The sequence below is a fragment of the Mycobacterium sp. E1747 genome (genome assembly GCF_001667775.1).
GTDB lineage: Bacteria > Actinomycetota > Actinomycetes > Mycobacteriales > Mycobacteriaceae > Mycobacterium.
Genome location: NZ_LZJI01000203.1, coordinates 198,564 through 215,789, shown reverse-complemented (window position 1 = coordinate 215,789; position 17,226 = coordinate 198,564). Strand labels below are relative to the sequence as shown.

At 65.3% G+C, this 17,226-nt stretch carries 20 protein-coding genes and 2 pseudogenes; 12 read left to right on the top strand and 10 right to left on the bottom strand.

The features are described from left to right. The 8 genes from A5695_RS21840 to A5695_RS21805 form a co-directional block, all read right to left on the bottom strand. A partial coding sequence (locus A5695_RS21840) for an MlaD family protein (protein ID WP_156749791.1) occupies positions 1-455 on the bottom strand: 455 nt, incomplete at its 3' end. Further along, positions 452-1,570 carry an MCE family protein gene (locus A5695_RS21835; protein WP_068087113.1) on the bottom strand — a complete coding sequence of 373 codons (1,119 nt, stop codon included), beginning with the start codon at positions 1,568-1,570 and terminating at the stop codon, positions 452-454. The genes A5695_RS21840 and A5695_RS21835, both read right to left, overlap by 4 nt. Further along, complete coding sequence (locus tag A5695_RS21830) at positions 1,570-2,592, bottom strand: MCE family protein (RefSeq protein WP_068087053.1); 1,023 nt, start codon at positions 2,590-2,592, stop codon at positions 1,570-1,572. The genes A5695_RS21835 and A5695_RS21830 overlap by 1 nt, the downstream gene beginning before the upstream one ends. Continuing rightward, on the bottom strand, positions 2,589-3,851 hold the full coding sequence (locus A5695_RS21825) for an MCE family protein (RefSeq protein WP_068087050.1): 1,263 nt from the start codon (positions 3,849-3,851) through the stop codon (positions 2,589-2,591). Before A5695_RS21825 ends, A5695_RS21830 begins: the two co-directional genes overlap by 4 nt. Positions 3,852-3,871: 20 nt before the next feature. Next, complete coding sequence (locus tag A5695_RS21820) at positions 3,872-4,717, bottom strand: ABC transporter permease (protein WP_068087047.1); 846 nt, start codon at positions 4,715-4,717, stop codon at positions 3,872-3,874. 9 nt (positions 4,718-4,726) lie between these two features. Then, positions 4,727-5,545, bottom strand: a complete 819-nt coding sequence (locus A5695_RS21815) for an ABC transporter permease (protein ID WP_068087044.1) — start codon at positions 5,543-5,545, stop codon at positions 4,727-4,729. A gap of 379 nt (positions 5,546-5,924) precedes the next feature. Beyond that, positions 5,925-7,130, bottom strand: coding sequence for a CaiB/BaiF CoA-transferase family protein (locus tag A5695_RS21810; RefSeq protein ID WP_068087041.1), 1,206 nt, complete (start codon positions 7,128-7,130; stop codon positions 5,925-5,927). Then, complete coding sequence (locus A5695_RS21805) at positions 7,127-7,327, bottom strand: hypothetical protein (RefSeq protein ID WP_068087036.1); 201 nt, start codon at positions 7,325-7,327, stop codon at positions 7,127-7,129. Before A5695_RS21805 ends, A5695_RS21810 begins: the two co-directional genes overlap by 4 nt. 277 nt (positions 7,328-7,604) lie before the next feature. Here A5695_RS21805 and A5695_RS27970 point away from each other — a divergent pair. The 4 genes and pseudogenes from A5695_RS27970 to A5695_RS21790 all read left to right on the top strand — a co-directional run. After that, positions 7,605-7,812 (top strand): annotated as a pseudogene (locus tag A5695_RS27970) (SDR family NAD(P)-dependent oxidoreductase); the annotation flags it as partial. 47 nt (positions 7,813-7,859) lie between these two features. After that, entirely contained in the window at positions 7,860-8,306 is a 447-nt protein-coding gene (locus tag A5695_RS21800; protein ID WP_082946242.1) for a hypothetical protein, read from the top strand. Between the two features lie 56 nt (positions 8,307-8,362). Continuing rightward, the gene (locus A5695_RS21795; protein WP_068087034.1) at positions 8,363-9,220 is read left to right on the top strand and encodes a hypothetical protein; all 858 of its coding nucleotides are present in this window, start codon (positions 8,363-8,365) and stop codon (positions 9,218-9,220) included. Then, positions 9,217-9,789: a hypothetical protein gene (locus A5695_RS21790; RefSeq protein ID WP_068087032.1), complete on the top strand. Its 573-nt coding sequence runs from the start codon at positions 9,217-9,219 to the stop codon at positions 9,787-9,789. The genes A5695_RS21795 and A5695_RS21790 overlap by 4 nt, the downstream gene beginning before the upstream one ends. Positions 9,790-9,860: 71 nt before the next feature. Here A5695_RS21790 and A5695_RS27965 read toward each other — a convergent pair. Next, positions 9,861-10,338: pseudogene (locus A5695_RS27965) on the bottom strand (acyl-CoA dehydrogenase family protein); the annotation flags it as partial. 79 nt (positions 10,339-10,417) lie between these two features. Here A5695_RS27965 and pcaC point away from each other — a divergent pair. From pcaC to A5695_RS21760, 5 genes are all read left to right on the top strand, one after another. Beyond that, positions 10,418-10,798, top strand: coding sequence for a 4-carboxymuconolactone decarboxylase (gene pcaC, locus A5695_RS21780; RefSeq protein WP_068087028.1), 381 nt, complete (start codon positions 10,418-10,420; stop codon positions 10,796-10,798). Positions 10,799-11,087: 289 nt separating this feature from the next. Continuing rightward, a complete protein-coding gene (locus A5695_RS21775) occupies positions 11,088-12,179 on the top strand; it encodes an amidohydrolase family protein (protein ID WP_068087027.1) in 1,092 nt (363 codons plus the stop codon). Positions 12,180-12,207: 28 nt separating this feature from the next. Beyond that, positions 12,208-13,353: an amidohydrolase family protein gene (locus A5695_RS21770; protein ID WP_068087026.1), complete on the top strand. Its 1,146-nt coding sequence runs from the start codon at positions 12,208-12,210 to the stop codon at positions 13,351-13,353. A 1-nt stretch (position 13,354) separates the two neighbouring features. Next, on the top strand, positions 13,355-13,765 hold the full coding sequence (locus A5695_RS21765; protein WP_068087024.1) for a Rieske 2Fe-2S domain-containing protein: 411 nt from the start codon (positions 13,355-13,357) through the stop codon (positions 13,763-13,765). 14 nt (positions 13,766-13,779) lie between these two features. Then, a complete protein-coding gene (locus A5695_RS21760; protein ID WP_068087020.1) occupies positions 13,780-14,646 on the top strand; it encodes an alpha/beta fold hydrolase in 867 nt (288 codons plus the stop codon). A gap of 5 nt (positions 14,647-14,651) precedes the next feature. On the opposite strand, the gene A5695_RS21755 is transcribed toward A5695_RS21760, so the two are convergent. Then, complete coding sequence (locus tag A5695_RS21755) at positions 14,652-15,125, bottom strand: hypothetical protein (protein WP_068087018.1); 474 nt, start codon at positions 15,123-15,125, stop codon at positions 14,652-14,654. 36 nt (positions 15,126-15,161) lie between these two features. Between A5695_RS21755 and A5695_RS21750 the strand changes: the two genes are divergently transcribed. From A5695_RS21750 to A5695_RS27960, 3 genes are all read left to right on the top strand, one after another. Next, positions 15,162-16,475, top strand: coding sequence for an NADH-ubiquinone oxidoreductase-F iron-sulfur binding region domain-containing protein (locus A5695_RS21750; RefSeq protein WP_068087016.1), 1,314 nt, complete (start codon positions 15,162-15,164; stop codon positions 16,473-16,475). Beyond that, positions 16,472-16,768: a ferredoxin gene (locus tag A5695_RS21745; protein ID WP_068087013.1), complete on the top strand. Its 297-nt coding sequence runs from the start codon at positions 16,472-16,474 to the stop codon at positions 16,766-16,768. Before A5695_RS21750 ends, A5695_RS21745 begins: the two co-directional genes overlap by 4 nt. A 96-nt stretch (positions 16,769-16,864) precedes the next feature. Further along, positions 16,865-17,188 carry a hypothetical protein gene (locus A5695_RS27960; protein ID WP_082946241.1) on the top strand — a complete coding sequence of 108 codons (324 nt, stop codon included), beginning with the start codon at positions 16,865-16,867 and terminating at the stop codon, positions 17,186-17,188. The last annotated feature ends 38 nt before the right edge of the window (positions 17,189-17,226 follow it).

Genomic DNA, 17,226 nt, shown 5'->3' with positions numbered 1-17,226 from the left:
CCTAAATCCGTTGCCAGCCGCATCAATTGGGTCTTGACCTCGTCCCACTCGACCGGCACCACGGTCCGATCGACCGGTATAACCGCCCCATCGCGCATGAGCGGCCCACTGTCTCGATACGCCGGCGAGAGTTGCACGTAGCGAGCGGAAACCAGATTCGAGGCGACGATAATCGCTTTGGCGTCCGCCGGAATGGGCACGTCCCGGTCGATCTTCAGAGTCATCTTGGCCTGTGTGCCCTGCGGCTGAATGGATTTGATGTTGCCGACTTTGACGCCGGACACCCGCACCTCGTCATTGGGATAGATCGCGGTGGCGGTGGTGAAGTAGGCGGTGATCGTCCTCGGCCCGAAGAACGTATTGCGGATCAGCACCGCGGCGCCGGCAGCGATGACGACGACCAACACAACCGCCGCCAGCGCCACCAGCCTCTTGCGGGGCGCCCGCGCGATCATTGCGACCCTCCGATTCTGCCACCCGATGTGCAGCCAGGGCACACCGGAATGCCGTTGTAGGGCCACGGAATCAGCGCCCGTGGAACCGGCGAGGGGAAGCCAGGTCCGCGTGCCGGGTCGAAGGTGCGGAATCCCCAGAGATAGTCGAAGAACGGTTGGAAGATCTGCGGGACAAGGAAGTTCGGGACGAATGCGGAATACGCGTACATGCTGGAGATCGCCTCACCCACCGTGATCTCGAATTTCGCGAGACCCGGCAGCGCTTTGCTGATGTTGTCGCGGTTCTTTTCCAGCATCGCGGCCACCGAATTCAGCTTCTCCAGCGTCGGCGCCAGCTTGCTTTCATTGTCGTGCACCAGCCCCGTCAGCTGCTTGGCCACTGCGGACGTGTTTGCCAGCAGGTCCACGATCTCCTGCCGGCGCGCCACCAGCACCTGGAGCAGAGTGTCGGAGTTGAGGATGAGCTTGTTGACCTGCTGGCTGCGTTCGGAAAGGATCCCGGAAACGTCGCCGGCGCTCTTGAACAATTCGCCCAGGCTCTTATTGCGGCTGTTGAGGGTGCGGGACAACCGGGTGAGCGCATCGAAGGCCGGGCCCATCTGGGGCGCGATCTGGTCGAGCGTCACCGAGAGCGTGTCCAACGACTGGTTCAACGCCGCGGTGTTCGTTCCTGCGGTGTCGGTCGTCAGATCGCTGACCGCTTCGGTCAGCGAATAAGGCGAAGACGTGCGCGAGACGGGGATAAGAGCCATCGGATGCATCGTGCCGCTGCCGGCCGACTCCAGCGCCAGCATCCGCTCACCCAATAGCGTGCCGGTGCGGATGTGCGCAGAGGTCTCCGACCCGAGCAGAACGTTGCCCTTCATCGCGAACGTCACCAGAGCGTCGCCGCGGCGAAGCTGCACATCCGACACCGTGCCGACCTTCACGCCGGAGACGATCACGGGGTTGCCCGTCGCGAGACCACCGGCTTCGGTGAACAGCGCCTGGTACCTGACCATCGTCGCCCACGAGATGAATCGGTCGGGCGACAAACCCACGAGGATGACCATCACCGCCAGTACGACGCCGATGAGTCCCGCTTTGACGAGCCCAGCTCCGCGATACTTGAGCATCAGGGTTCCGTGCACCTTCCAGCGTCTGACCTAAACCAGGGGGCTTTCACCGTCCTGCCCTGCAGATCCGTGCCCCGGAGCTCTATCTCGCAGAGGTAATACGGGATGGTGGCGCCGTTCACGCCGAGCCGCACCAGCTTGCGGTAGTTCTTCGGCGCCTTGCCGATCGCGGCGTCGAGGCGATCCCTGTCGGCGTCGAGGATCGGCGCCAACCGGCTCAACTGATCGATGGTGCCGGACAACGACGGGCGCGAGCTGCTCAGCAGATCCGCCAGCGAGGCGGTTCCCCTGTCGAGGGCGTCGATGGCGGAGCCGATGGTGTTGCGGTCGTCCGACAACCCGCTGACAAGCCCCTCGAGGCGATCGATCGCCCCCGAGAACTTGGTACCGTCCTTGGAGATCGTCCCGATCACGATGTTGAGGTTGTCAATCAACTGCTGCACGGTTTGATCGTTGTCCGCCAAGGCATTCGAAAACGACGTCGTCTTCGCGAATAGCGACTCGAGGGTCCCGCCCTGGCCCTGGAAGATCTGCAACAATGCTGAGGTGAGTGCGTTGACATCGCGCGCGTTCAGGCCCTGGGTGACGGGCTTCAGCCCGCCGAGCAGCAGATCGAGGTCGAGTGCCGGCGCCGTGCGATTGACGGGAATCTGACCGCCGGCCGGCAGACGCTTGGGCGAGCCCGGACCGTCGACGAGTTCGAGGTAGCGATCCCCCACCAGGTTGAGGTAGCGGACCGCCGCGCGGGTGCCCTCGGTGAGCACTACGCTGCGGTCGGCGTCGAATCCCACCACCACTTTCTTGTCCGGCTGCAGCGAAACGCTGTTGACGGTGCCGACCCGGATGCCGGCGACCCGCACCGACTGCCCGGGCTTGAGACGCGAAACGTCGGAGAATACGGCCGTATAGCCGGTTGTCGCACCCGTTCGGTACTCGCCGAAGATGAAGAACAGAAACGCGGTCAGCATCGCCATCACGACCGCGAAGACCGTGAACTTGATCAGCGTGGCACGGGTTCTCATCCGGGCATCCCCACCTGGGCGGAGTTGCGGGGCGGGCCGGCGATGGGCCCATACAACAGCTGCTTGAGAAGATCGGAGTTGATCAGCAGCTGCGGGTTTCCGTAACCGACCGGGTTGGCGCCGATATCTGTGATGAATTGCGGCGGAGCCGAGTTGAATGGAATCGCCGGTAGGCCCAGGCACTTCGGCCCACCCGTCGCCGCAACTTTGGGCAGGTTGGTCGGATATCGGTAACGTTCGCCGCCCCACGTCAGGCTCGCCGAGATGTTGATGCTCGGTTCCGACAACGGGGGGCTGTGGGCAATGGTCACCAGGCCGCCAAGACCACAAGTGAGCGCCTCGTGATACTCGTTGGTCAGATCGGTGGTCGGCACCAGCAGATGCATCACACTTGTCAGCGGTTGGCGGTTGGTCGACAAGACGTCATTGCCGATGTCGGCCAAACCGATCGCGCTGATCAGCAAGGCATCCAGGTTGCGCTGTTCGTCGACGAGAGTCTTGCTGATCCGGGTCGCGTTGGCCGCGGTCTTCACCAAATTCGGTGCCGCGTCGGCATAGGCGTTGGCCACCACCGGCAAGACCGAGAGGTCGTGCCTGAACGCGGGCAGGCTCGGCTCCAGTTTGGCCAGGAAGGAATCCAGGTCGTTCAGCGACTGGCCAAGCTGCGGGCCCCGCCCACTGAATGCTTGCGCGAGCGCACCCAGTGACTCGTTGAGCTTGGGCGGGTCGATCTGCGCCAGAACCGAAACCAGTTGCTGGAACACGGTATTGATTTCGACCATGACGTGCTGGCCTTGCAGCGTCTGGCCGCCGTGCAGGCGCTGGGCCGCCGGCTGGGCGGGTTCCACCAGCTGGACGGACTTCGCTCCGAATACCGTCGACGATGCGATGTCGACGAGCACGTTGCTGGGGATGAAGCGCAATTGCGACGGGTCCATCGCCAAGTGAATGGCGGCCTCGCCGTTGGGCAGCGACTCGACCGAGGCGACCTTACCGACTTGCACCCCGCGCATCTTGACCTTGGCGTCGGGGTTCATGACCAGGCCGGCGCGTTGCGAGATCACGGTCACCGGCACGGTTTCGGTGAAGGAGCCCTGAAACAGACCGACCGCCACGGCGAAAATCAACGCAATGATTCCGACCGTGGCCAGGCCGAGCAGGGGCGGCAGGTAATTCCGCCCGGCCGGCGGCCGCGCGTGGCCGGTGCGCGCAGGTCGGCCGGCGACGGCGCCGCGACCCGCTGGCACACTCTGCGTCACTGCCGTACCACCTCCTGACGCTATCCGGACAGGTTGAAGTTGCCGTTCGTACCGTAAATAGACAGCGAAACCAACAGCGTTACCGACACCACGACGATGAGCGAAGTGCGCACCGCGTTACCGGTCGCGTTGCCCACGCCGGCAGGGCCCCCCGAAGCGAAATAACCGTAATAGGTGTGGATCAGCAGGATGGTGAGCGCCATCAAAATCGCCTGCAGGAACGACCACAACAGGTCGATCGGGTTCAGGAAGGTGTTGAAGTAGTGCTGATACAAACCCTGTGACTGCCCGAGCAAGAACGTGGTCGTGAACTGACTGGCCACGAACGACAAGATCACGGCGATGCTGTACAACGGCGTGATCGCCAGCATTCCCGCCAGAATCCTGGTGCTGACCAAGTAGGCAACCGGCCGAATTGCCATGCTCTCCAACGCATCAACTTCCTCGTTGATCCGCATGGCCCCCAGCTGGGCGGTCACCCCGGCGCCGAAGGTCGCCGCCAGACCGATCCCGGCCACCACCGGTGCCGCGATGCGCACATTGATAAACGCGGCGAGAAAGCCCGTCAACGCCTCGATGCCGATATTGCCCAGCGAGGTATAGCCCTGAATCGCCAGTGTGCCGCCGGCGGCCAGCGTCAGGAACCCGACGATCACAACGGTTCCGCCGATCATCGCCAAAGTGCCTGCGCCCATGCTGATCTCGGCGACGAGTCGAACGACTTCGCGCGTGTACCGGGTTGCCGCGAAGGGCATTCCGGCGAGCGCTTTGCCGTAGAACACGGTGTGATCGCCGATCCGGCCCATCAGGTCGACCGGCCTCTCGAGTTGGCGGATCAGCCGCGGATATGTTGCCCTCAGCGTCATTGACGACCCCTACTTCGCCGTCATCTTGATGCCGATCGCGGTGACGACCACGTTGACGACAAAGAGGGACATGAAGGCGTAGACCACGGTTTCGTTCACCGCGTTGCCGACGGCCTTGGCGCCGCCGCCGGTGATAGACAGGCCGCGATAGCAGGCGACCAAGCCTGCGATGAGGCCGAAAAGCGCTGCCTTGACGCACGAAATGATCACCTCGGGCACGCCGGTGAGCAAGGTGATACCCGCGGCGAACGCGCCGGGATTGACGTCTTGGACAAATACCGAAAAGACGTAGCCGCCAAGTACGCCGATGATGACGACAAGGCTGTTGAGCAAGAACGCGACCAGACCGGAAGCCAACATGCGTGGTGTGACCAGCCGTTGCACCGGGTTGATGCCCAACACCTCCATCGCGTCGATCTCTTCACGAATTGTTCGCGCGCCCAGGTCCGCACACATTGCCGTGGCGCCCGCGCCCGCCACGATCAGAACCGTGACCAGCGGGCCGAGCTGCGTGACCGCGCCGAACGCGGCACCCGCTCCGGACAGATCCGCCGCGCCCAGTTCGCGCAGCAGGATGTTGAGCGTGAAGCTGACGAGGACGGTGAAAGGGATCGCGACCAACAGCGTGGGAGCCAACGAAACCCGCGCGACAAACCAGGATTGCTCCAAGAACTCCCGCCACTGGAAGGGCCGGCGGAACAGAAACTTGACGGCGTCGGCCGACATGGCGAACAGGGCTCCGACGGCCTGCATCGCCCCCGACATGTCCCACTTGAGTTTCAGCTGCGGCAATCCCGCTGACCAGTGGTCGGCGCCCTTAGTTGCCATCGGCGCCAGCCCCTTCCAACGCTACGAGACTGACAGTCTTGTTATCGCGCACCGGCTGCGGTAGATTCAGCTGAACCGATGATCCCATCGGGATGGCGTCGAACACGAAACGCCCACTGTACAGCCGAAATTCGGTCGGCGGGGTGGCGTTTCGAATCCTCACGCCGGTGCCTCCGTTCAGTCGCGTGAGTTGACGCCGCAAGACAGAGTGCTGCGTGCCTTCAAGCGTTCGGCGATTATGACTCATGCCGAGTCCGGGTGGAGCAAAAAACGCCTAACCGTTATGGAACAACCCGTAACCGCAAGCTCAGCGCGCCGCGAGCGGCTCGCGGCAACAACGGCGGGCTGTAATGCCAACATAGACAAGCCGCTCCAGTCTTTAGGTGACGGCGCCGGCCGTCTTGAGCTCGATGATGCGATCCCAATCGAGGCCGAGTTCCAGCAGTATTTCGTCAGTCTGCTCGGCGAATCCGGGCGCGGGACCGCTCCGCGGCGCCGCCACATCGAACTGAACCGGATTGGCTACCAATTCCAGCTTGCCCGCGCGGACCAGGTATTCGTTGGCCCGGATTTGCGCGTCCCCGGCTGCCTGCAGCGTGTCCTGCACCGGCGCCCAGGGGCCCGCCAGCGTGGCGAACCGTTCGCTCCACTCGTCCAGCGTGCGGGTCGCGATGGCCTCGGTCAAGAGCTCAACCGCCTCGGCGGCGTTGGCGGCGATCTGTTCGACGGTCGCGAAGCGCGGGTCGTCGGCCAGCTCCGGAAGATCGACGTGTCGACACACATCCGCCCAGAACTTGGTGGGCTGCATCATCACGAAGGAGATGTACCGGCCATCCGAGGTCGTGTACAGCCCCACCAACGGATTGTTCGGGGCGCCGTGCACGCCCGGTGGCGGGGCCTCGAGCCGCTGACCCAGATGGTTCGTCAGCGCCACCGTGTGCCCCATCGACCACAGACCGCTGCCGAGCAGCGACACATCGACAACCGATGATTCACCGGTGCGTTCGCGCTTGAGCAGCGCCGCCGCGATGCCCCCGGCAAGGTTGGTTCCGGAGATGGTGTCGCCGTAGGCCGGTCCTGGCGGCGCGATCATCCCCGGCATCCCCGCCGGGGTGATGGTCGCGGCGGTTCCGGCCCGGCACCAGAACGCGGTCATGTCGTAGCCGCCCTTCTGCGCCTCGGCGCCCCGCGGACCGAGCGCGCTTCCCCGTGCGTAGACGATTTTCGGGTTGACCGTACGGATGTCGACGACGTCGATGCCGAACTTTTTCCGGTGAGCGGGAAGGAAGCTGGTGAGGAAAACGTCGGCTCGGCGGGCCAGCTCGTAGAGCACGTCCTTGCCCTCGGGCACCGACATGTCCAGTCCGATGCTGCGTTTGCCGCGGTTCGCGTGTTCGATATTGGGGTTGGGATCCCCTTCCACGCGCAACATTCCGGTCTGCCGCAGGCCGCGTTGCGGGTCGCCGGTCACCGCGTGCTCGACCTTGACGACGTCTGCGCCCCACTCGGCGAGCACGGCGCCCGCCGACGGGACGAAGCCGTACATCGCGACTTCCAGGACGCGGATGCCCTCGAGTGGCCTCACGCCGGAGCCCCCTCGGCCTCCGCGATGCCGGCGTCCGGGGCCCGGCCGATGGCGGCGCCGGCGGCGGGATTCCTGGACGGGAAGGTGTTGCCGGCCGTGGCCAACCGGCCACCGATCAGGAGCTGACGGTCGGCGTGTGACTCAGGCGCGGCATCCGCGATGGTCACGGTGGGTTCTGTCGTGTCCTGGGCAGGCATTCGGACCCCCCGGTGTAGTGACGGTCGCGATAATTTCATTCTCTTCTCCGGCGAATCTTACATTCGTGCCCCGATAATTCAAGAAACTCTCAGGAATGCGACCAGGCCCCTGACCTGCGGCACATTGACTTGTCGTCGCCCGGAGGTGGCCTCCACACAGGCAGAACACAGTCGGGAGGTTTGTTGCCTCCGCCGCTGGCGTGAGAGTATCGCTCTCATAATTGCAAGCGACATTCTTTATTGCTGAGACGGTCACCTATGAATTAGGGGTCTCAACGTGAAGACTGCGGTGGTCACCGGCGGCGGATCCGGCATCGGGCTTGCGGTCGTCCAGCGCCTGCGCGCCGACGGTCTGGACGTCGCCACCATCGACCTGCGACCGTCCGACGGCTGCCATTCGTTCACCGCCGACGTCACCGATGGACGCGGCCTTCACGGCGATCCGCGCCAAGCTGGGGCCGGTCACTGTTCTGGTCAACGCCGCCGTGTTCAGCGTGACCGCGCCTTATATTTGCAGCAACCGCGCGCACAGATGGGAGACGCATCGGTGAAGATTTTCGCGCTGAGCCTTGCGCTCGCCATGGCCACGCTGACCCTCCAGCCGAGGGCGCACGCGGACTTCCAGATCGGCAACTACCGGCTGGACACGCCACGCGACCCCGGCCACAGCTGGATTTGGGCGATCCGACCGTGCCGTTATGACCAAGGACCGGAATGCCTGACCATCCAGGCGATTGCGCAACCCAACGGGCAAGCGGCGTTCTGGAACGCGAACGCCCACCTGGTCAACGGCCGCTACACCATGGCCGTCGATGTCCCCGACGGTGTGCGCTGCGTGGTCCAGTTCTTTCCCTCGCACGACGTGTACTCCTGGGACGCGGTGACGCTGGCGGGTCAGGTCGACTCGACATTCGACACCGGCTGCGGCGGCGGACCGGGGGGCACCAACAGTTGGCCGTTCTCGCTCGTGCGATGGTAGCCGCGTGAGGCACATAGCGAGTCGGTCGATCAGGCGGCGGGCAGGCAGCGAGCAGGATGGCTGAGGCGAAGAAACCGCAAGATTCGGCCGCGTCGAAAGCCGACATGCAGGCGTTGCTCGAGGAGGCCGAGGCCGAAGCGGCCGAGGCCGAGGCGCTTGCCGCTGCCGCGCGCGCCCGCGCCCGGGCCGCCCGACTCCGGCGTGAGTCGCAGGCCCAGGCGGCAGAGCCCGCGGCGAAGGCGGAGACCGCGGAAGAGGCGCCGGACGCCGACGGGGACACGACCGGCGCCGATGAGCCGGAGACCAAGGACGACGCCACCGACACCGTCGAAGCAGCCGACGAAGCGGAGACCGCGGAAGAAGGAGCCGCCGAAAACCCGGAAGACGTTGCGCCGGTAGCCCTGCCGACCCGCTCGCGGCGCGTGCGGTTGCCATCGTGGTCCGTGACATGGAAGGCCGTCGTCATCGTGCTCATCTGCGGCTTCGTCGCGGCCAGCGGATACATGACGTGGGAACGTCATGAAACCGCCGAACGCAACCAGCGCACCGCCAACTTCATCGCGGGGGCCAAACAGGGTGTCGTCAACATGTTTTCGATGGACTTCAATCGGGCCAAGGAGGACGTCCAGCGGGTGATCGACAGCTCGACCGGCCAGTTCAGGGACGACTTCACCCAGCGCGCAAAAGATTTCACCACCGTCGTCGAGCAGTCCAAGGTGGTCACCACGGGAAGCGTGAACGCGGCGGCCGTCCAATCGATCGACGGGAATTCCGCGCTGGTGCTCGTGGCGGCGTCGTCGCGGATCAGCAACGCCGCGGGCGCCAAAGACGAACCACGCAATTGGCGGCTCAAGGTGACCGTCACTGACGACGGCGGGCAATACAAGATGTCCAAACTGGAGTTCGTTCCATGAGCGAGGACGACCGCGACAGCGATGCCGCGAACGAGTCCGCCAAGCGCACCGAAGCCGGCGGGCGCAGCGAATCGCGCACGCGGCGGAGAGTGAAAGCCGTTCCCGTCATCCTGATTTCGCTACTGCTGATTTCCGGTGGCGTGGCGACCTGGTTGTACCTCAAGGAGTACCGGCCCGACAAACAAACCGACGCCGGCGTCGCGAGCGCGGTCGTAAGTGCGGCCTCCGACGGAACGGTCGCCTTGCTGTCCTACTCGCCCGATACGCTCGACAAAGACTTCGCCGCCGCGAAGTCGCACCTATCCGGGGATTTCCTGTCGTACTACAACCAGTTCACCGACCAGATCGTCGCTCCGGCGGCCAAACAGAAGTCGCTGAAGACCAGCGCCCGGGTGATAGGCGCCGCGGTCTCGGAGTTACGTCCGGACTCGGCGGTCGTGCTGGTGCTGGTCGACCAGAGCACCACCAGCAAGGACAACCCGGACCCCGCGATGGCGTCCAGCAGCGTGCTGGTGAGTTTGACCAAAGTCAACGGGCAGTGGCTGATCACCAAATTCGACCCGGTCTAGACGGATCGAATGCCGCTGCGACAGAACGAAACTCGTGAATCGCTGCCGAGCCGGGACTAGCCGCGCGGCAGGCCGAGCAGCTTGAGCACCGAGATCGCGGCCACATCGTCTTCGCCGCGCGCCGCACGCGCCAGCGCCACCGATCCCAACAGGCGCAACGCCCGCTTGTCCATGATCGTGCTGGCGTACCGGTCGCGCTCAACGTCGGTGCTGGGGTGGAAGTCGTCAGCGCACCACACCCCGGGTGTCGGTGTGGGGATGATTAGAGCGCTGATTCCGTTGTGCTTCGGCGCATCCGGGTTGGTGCGCACGAAGGTCAGCAGAACGTCGGCGTCGTGGGCGCCCGAGGTCCACACCTTCTGCCCGTTGACCACGAAGTGCTTCCCCATCGAGCACCGCGCGGGTGCGCAACGACGCCAGGTCGGAGCCCGCGCTGGGTTCGTTCATCCCGAGCGACGCGGTGATCTCGGCCCGCAGGATCGGCACCGCCCAGCGCCGCTTCTGCTCGACGCTGCCGAACGACAATAGCGACGCCGCAACGATCTGCAGACGGTGCCAGAGCCCGGCGATGCGAGACTGCGCTGAGGCGATGACAAGTGCCACGCCTCCACGACGAAGGAGAAGACCATTGGATCGCGAAACCTACCAGCGCGGGTTGCAGGTCCGCTCTGAGGTGCTCGGCGAGGAGTACGTCAACCGCGCCCTGGCAGACGCGGACGACTTCACCAAGCCCCTGCAGGACCTCGTCACCGAATACTGTTGGGGGGCGGTGTGGGGCCGCGAAGAGCTGAACCGCAAGACGCGCAGCATGCTCAATCTGGCGATGATCTCGGTGCTGAATCGGCCGAACGAATTGCGCATGCACGTCAAGGCGGCGCTGACCAACGGTGTCACCCGCGAGGAGATTCGCGAGATCTTCCTGCAGGTCGCCATCTACGCGGGCGTGCCGGCCGCGGTGGACAGCTTTCGCATCGCGCGCGAGGCATTCGCCGATCTCGAGCGGGACTAGGAGTTCGCCGACGGCCGCCAGGGTGACCGTCGGCCGGTCCCCCACTTAACGCGCCCAACCCCTGCCGGCCAGGGGCGGATGGCACTCATCCACCGATCCGAGAATGGTATTATCCGCAATTAAGAACACCACTTGCACAACGCGCCAGAAAATGTCCCTTACCAGCGACGATGACTAAACGAAGCGCTTACCGGAAACCCATTGATCGGCCAGCGAGAAGAATGTTAGGTTATCTATCCTATGACTCCACCGGGCTCACTTTGGCCGCCCGAGCCGAAGGACGGCTTTCGTGATCGAACATGCTGACGGAACCCCCACGCCGCTGATCGACGCGAGCGTGCACATCTTCTTCCCGTCCAACAAAGCGCTGCGCGGCGTGCTGCGCGAGCCGTTCAAGAGCCGCGGTTTCCCCGACTACGAGATGGACTGGTACGGAGCCCCGGGCGGGGAGTACGCCCCCAACACCGAGGGGCCGGACCGGCAGTACCCCGGCTCCGATCCGGAATTCGTTGCCCACGAGCTATTTTCCAAGCGCGGGGTCGACGTGGCGGTCCTGCATCCGATGGGGCGCGGCATCATGCCCGACCGGCATCTGGGCAGCGCGCTGCACGCCGCGCACAACGAGATGATGGTGTCGGACTGGTTGGAGTCAAGCGAGTTCGGCGAGCGCTTCCGCGGCACCATCCGGGTCAACCCCGACGACATCCCCGGCGCATTGCGCGAGATCGACAAGTGGCGCGCGCACCCGCGCGTCGTCCAGATCGGTGTGCCGCTGCAATCCCGCGAGCTCTACGGCAAGCCGCAGTTCTGGCCGTTGTGGGAGGCCGCAGTCGACGCCGGCCTTCCGGTGGCCGCGCACATCGAAGTGGGCAACGGCATCATGTTCCCGCCCACGCCGTCCGGCAACACCCGCACCTACGAGCAATACGTCAGCTTCATGGCGCTCAACTACATCTACCACCAGATGAACATGATCGCCGAGGGCGTGTTCGAGCGCTTCGACGGCCTGAAGTTCGTCTGGGCCGACGGCGCCGCCGACTTCGTGACGCCGTTCATCTGGCGGATGGATACGTTCGGCCGGCCGCACCTGGAGCAGACGCCGTGGGCGCCCCGCATCCCCAGCGACTACCTCCCGGGGCACGTCTACTTCGTCCAGGGCAGCCTCGACGGGCCCGGTGACGTCGATTTCGCCGGCGAATGGTTCGGCTTCACCGGCAAGGAAGACATGGTGATGTTCGGCTCCAGTTACCCCCATTGGCAATTCGGTGACGCCAAGAAGCTGCCTAGGGCGCTGTCGGCCGAGCAGCGCGAAAAGGTCTGCTGGCGCAACGCGGCGCAGCTCTACGGCATAGACATCCCCGCCGAAGTGGGCGCACAGTAGAAGCAGACGTGAGACCGAGGAGTTCCCCATGACGTCGACCCATTCGCAGGAGCGGGTTCCCGCTGCCGAGCGCATAGCCGTCCGCTGCGTCGACTCGGATGTCCACCCCGCACCCAAGCGGGGCGAGCTGCTCCCGTACATCCCCGAGCCCTGGCGCAGCAAGTACTTCCTCAATCGCAACGTGGGCGAGCTGATCTACTATGACGCGCCGGACTACGCGCACTCCTACGCGATGCGCGTCGACTCGTTCCCCGCCAACGGCGAATTCCCCTGCAGCGACCCGGATATGGCCTTCCGTCAGCTGATCATGGAGGCGGGTTCTGACATTGCGATCCTGGAACCGGCCGCCTACCCGGCCCGGCTGCCCGAGGCTCAGCACGCGATGTCGTACGCGCTCAACGACTGGCAGGCCAATCACTGGCTGGACAGCCACAACAACTGGCACGAACGGTGGCGCGGTTCGATCTGCCTCGCCATCGAGGAGCCGGAGGCGGCCGTGCGCGAAATCGAGCGCTGGGCCGGGCACCCGTTCATGGCGCAGATACTGATCAAGGCCGAGCCGAAGCCGTCCTGGGGCCACCCGAAGTACGACCCGATCTGGGCCGCGGCCACCCAACACGACATCACCGTGAGTTGCCACCTCTCGCGCAGCCAGTACGACGAGCTACCGATCCCCCCGGTGGGCTTCCCCAGCTACAACCACGACTTCATGGTGACCTACTCGCTGCTGGCCGCCAATCAGGTGATGAGCCTGATCTTCGACGGCGTCTTCGACCGGTTCCCGACGCTGCGGATCGTCTTCGTAGAGCACGCGTTCAGCTGGATCCTGCCGCTGATGTGGCGCATGGATGCGATCTACGAAGCGCGCAGGTCGTGGGTGGATATCAAGCGCAAGCCCTCGGAGTACGTCAAGGACCACATCAAGTTCACCACCCAGCCGCTGGACTATCCCGAAGACAAGACGGAGCTGACTCGGGCGCTGGAGTGGATGGAGTGCGAGAAGATCTTGCTCTTCTCCTCGGACTACCCGCACTGGACGTTCGACGACCCCCGCTGGTTGGTCAAGCACCTTCCCAAGCACGCCCGGGACGCGGTGATGTACAAGAACGGGATTGCGACCTACCACCTGCCGGAGACCGTCCCGGTCCTCGAGGGTCAGACCCGGGTGCTCTGAGTTGACCGACGAACAAGACGGGGCAGCCAACCGGCCCGAGCCCCGTCTCGCCCAGGGCCGCGAGCATGTCGTCGCAACCGTGGACGAGATCCCGCCCGGCAAGCACAAGCTGGTCCCCATCGGGCGGCACGGCGTTGGGGTTTACAACGTCAACGGCAACTTCTATGCGATCGCGAATTACTGCCCACACCAAGGTGGTCCATTGTGCTCGGGCCGCGCGAGGGGGCGCACGATCGTCGATGAAACCGCGCCGGGTGACTCGGTGATGGTGCGCGACCTGGAATACATCTACTGCCCCTGGCACCAATGGGGTTTCGAGCTGGCCACCGGGACGACAGCGGTCAAACCGGAATGGAGTATCCGCACCTATCCCGTGCGCGTCGTCGGCAACGACGTGCTGGTGCAGGCCTAACACAGGAGAATCGCGTGCCTTCTATCGAGATCAACGGGGGAAACGTCGTTTACGAAATCCTCGGCGCCTCAGGGGATCTCATCGCCTTGACGCCGGGAGGCCGGTTCAGCAAGGAGATCGAGGGCCTGCGGCCGCTCGCCGACGCGCTGGCCGCCGGCGGCTACCGCGTGTTGCTGTGGGACCGGCCCAACTGCGGCGCCTCAGACGTGCAGTTCTACGGGCAGAGCGAATCACACATGCGCGCCGAGACACTGCACAAGTTGGTGACGGGCCTAGGCTTCGAGCGCTGCATCCTCGCCGGCGGCTCGGGCGGCGCAAGGGATTCCATGCTGACCACGATGCTCTACCCCGAGATGGTCACCAAGCTGGTGGTGTGGAACATCGTCGGCGGCATCTACGGCACCTTCGTGCTCGGTTCCTTTTACATCGTGCCCAGCATTCTCGCGGTGCGCGGCACCGGGATGGACGGCGTGGTGAAGGTGGCCGAGTGGCGCGATCGCATCGAGGAGAACCCGAACAACAAGCAGCGCTTCCTCGACTTCGACTCCGGCGAGTTCCTCAAGGTGATGCTGCGCTGGCTCAACGCTTTCGTTTCCAAACCGGGGCAGACGATCCCGGGCGTCGAGGACGAGATGTTCGACCGAATCAAGGTGCCCACGTTGATCATTCGTGGCGGCGAGAACGACATGGATCACCCGAAGCGGACCTCGCTCGAGGTCAGTTGCCTGATCAAGGGATCGAAGCTCATCGATCCGCCGTGGCCGGAGGACGCGTGGGAGCGGGCGTCCGAGGACCGCGCGGCAGGCCGGGTGCAGCACTTCAACATGTTCGACACGTGGGTGCAGGCGGCGCCCGCGATCCTCGAGTTCCTGGGCTCGTGATGGCGTCAAACGGTGCGGATGTGGACCTCGCAGTTGAGCGAGGCCTCCAGAGCCGTGTGCACCCGGCTCTCCGGGATGCGTTCGAGGTCGGACTCCCGCAACGTCACGTACACGATGTCGAATCCGTCGTCGCCCGGGGTCCGTTCGATGTCACCGGCGAGCCCGAATCCGGACAGCACCCCGTGCGCGTCGTCGTCGGTTCCCCGGCTGATGAAGGTGACCGCCCCCGGCACCGGAGTGGCACCGAACACCTTGGCGCACAGGTTCATTGCCACGCGCTTGGCCGCGTCGCCGTCTTCTGCGGCGATCAGCAATTCGACTTCGCGGCGCCCCGCGGGCATGGCCGCGAGGTCGTTGTCGACCACGCCGGCGCCCGCGCGCGCCGCGAGCTCAAGGAGCGCCGCCATGCCGTCTCGTAGTTGCGCCGCCGAGGACACGCTTCCCGGGTCGACGTTCACGCGCACCACCGCAGTTCGCATGTGCGCAAGCGTAACTAAGCCGATGGTGGGCCGGCCGTGAGCACCGCGCAATCCACACCCATCAGCACCGCCACCTCACCCGGCTGTGAACCCCGGTTGCTGTTCGGAGGTACCGGGCAGGCGCCCGAGGATCTCGCGGCCTATCGCGAGCGGGGCGGATATCAGCCGCTCGCCGACGCCGATGGATTGCTGAGCGAAGCGCAAGCCAGCGGGCTGGTCGGCCGGGGCGGCGCGGCCTTCCCGCTCGCGATCAAGTTGCGCGCGGTGCGTGATAACGGCCGCTTGAATGCCGGGGCCGGCGGCGCCGTGGTCGTCGCGAATGGCGAAGAGGGAGAACCGGCCTCGGTCAAAGACCGGTGGTTGCTGCGCAATCGCCCACACTTGGTGCTGGACGGCGTGCGATTGGCCGCGGCGATCGTGGGAGCCGACCGCGCCTACGTCTACCTGTCCGACGCGGAATCGGCGCGCAGTGTCCAGGCCGCGCTCGGCGAGCTCGATTCAGACGCCGTCGGCGTAGCGGTCGGTCTGTCTTCCGTGCAGCCCGGGTATGTGGCCGGCGAGGAGACCGCCGCCGTGCGCGCGCTCAACGGCGGTCCGGCCAAGCCGACTGACAAGCCACCACGCCCCTTCGAATCCGGTGTCGACGACCGGCCCACGCTGGTGAGCAACGTCGAGACGCTGGCCAACCTGCCCTTCCTGCAGTGCCACGGCTCGGCGCCGTTCCGAGCGCAGGGCACATCGCTATCGCCGGGGACCTTCCTGGCCACCGTCACCGGTGCCGGCCGGCCGCCAGCGCTCTACGAACTTCCGCTCGGCCTGCCGTTCAGCGAACTCCTTGCGCTGCACGGTGTTTCGTCGAGCCAGGTGCGTGGAGCGCTGATGGGTGGCTATTTCGCCGGCCTGCTCAACCGATCGGTACTCGAGACAACCCTGGATCATGAGACGATGCGGCGCCTGGGCAGCGGCCTGGGCTGCGGTGCGGTCTCGGTGATCACCGACGACTGCCCCGTCGCGGTCGCGGCGTCGGTACTGGCCTACTTCGACCGCGAAAACGCCGGGCAATGCGGATCATGCTTCAACGGAACCGCGGCGATGGCGGCCGTCGCCGGTGCGTTGCGCGACGGTGCCGCGACGGCAGAAGACCTCCAACGGCTGCGCCGCTGGTCGGTGCTGCTGCGCGGGCGGGGCGCCTGCGCGACGCTGGATGCCGCCACGAACATGGCCGCCAGCCTGCTGGCGCAGTTCCCGGACGAAGTGACCGCGCACCTCGACGGGACCTGCGCGGAGTGCTCCCGCGGCGCGTTCCGCGCCGACCGTCCCTACGAGGCGGAGGTTGTGAGACAAGCATGAAAATCCGCCTGGATCGCACGGTTTGCGACGGCTTCGGCATCTGCGCCAAATACGCACCCGGCTACTTCTCGCTCGACGATTGGGGCTACGCCTCGCTCATCGGTGATGGCACCGTCGCGGAGCAGGATCGCGACGCGGTGATGCGTGCCCTGATGGACTGCCCGGTGCACGCCATCGCTGAGATCGGGGAACGCACCTCCCCCGCCCCGCACCCGCCGCTCACCGACGCGGAAGATCCGGCCGAGCGGCTCAAAACCGAAGAGAACGAGGCAGAGTGGGGATTCACCCGCTGAACGCGTGTCCGCGCCCCTTTTTGGCCATGGTCGTGGCGGCCGCAACGGAATAAGCTGAACCCGCCAGGGCCACCATGGCCCATCGGGAGGCACACCATGAGGTGGTTTATTGCTCGCCGGGCCGCCATGACAGCGGTCGCGTTCGGAGCGACGGCCGTCGCGGTGATGGCGACGCCGGGAGTCAGCTCTGCGGACTGCGACCACAACATGTCGTTCAATCCGGTGACACTTGAGTGCAAACCGCCACCGCTGCCGCCACCGCCCTGGTACACGCCTCCGCCGCCGTACGCACCGTCATTTGCCGGGCAAAATGTGCCGCCGCCTCCGCCACAGCCGTCGTGGACATCGGAGCCTCCGATGTGGAGTGTCGGCTTTCAGCAGTGGGGGATTTATCTGAACGGCGTCTGGGTGCCCCTCTGACCGGCATCGCCCAGCATCTGCGGACGGCCAACGCCAAT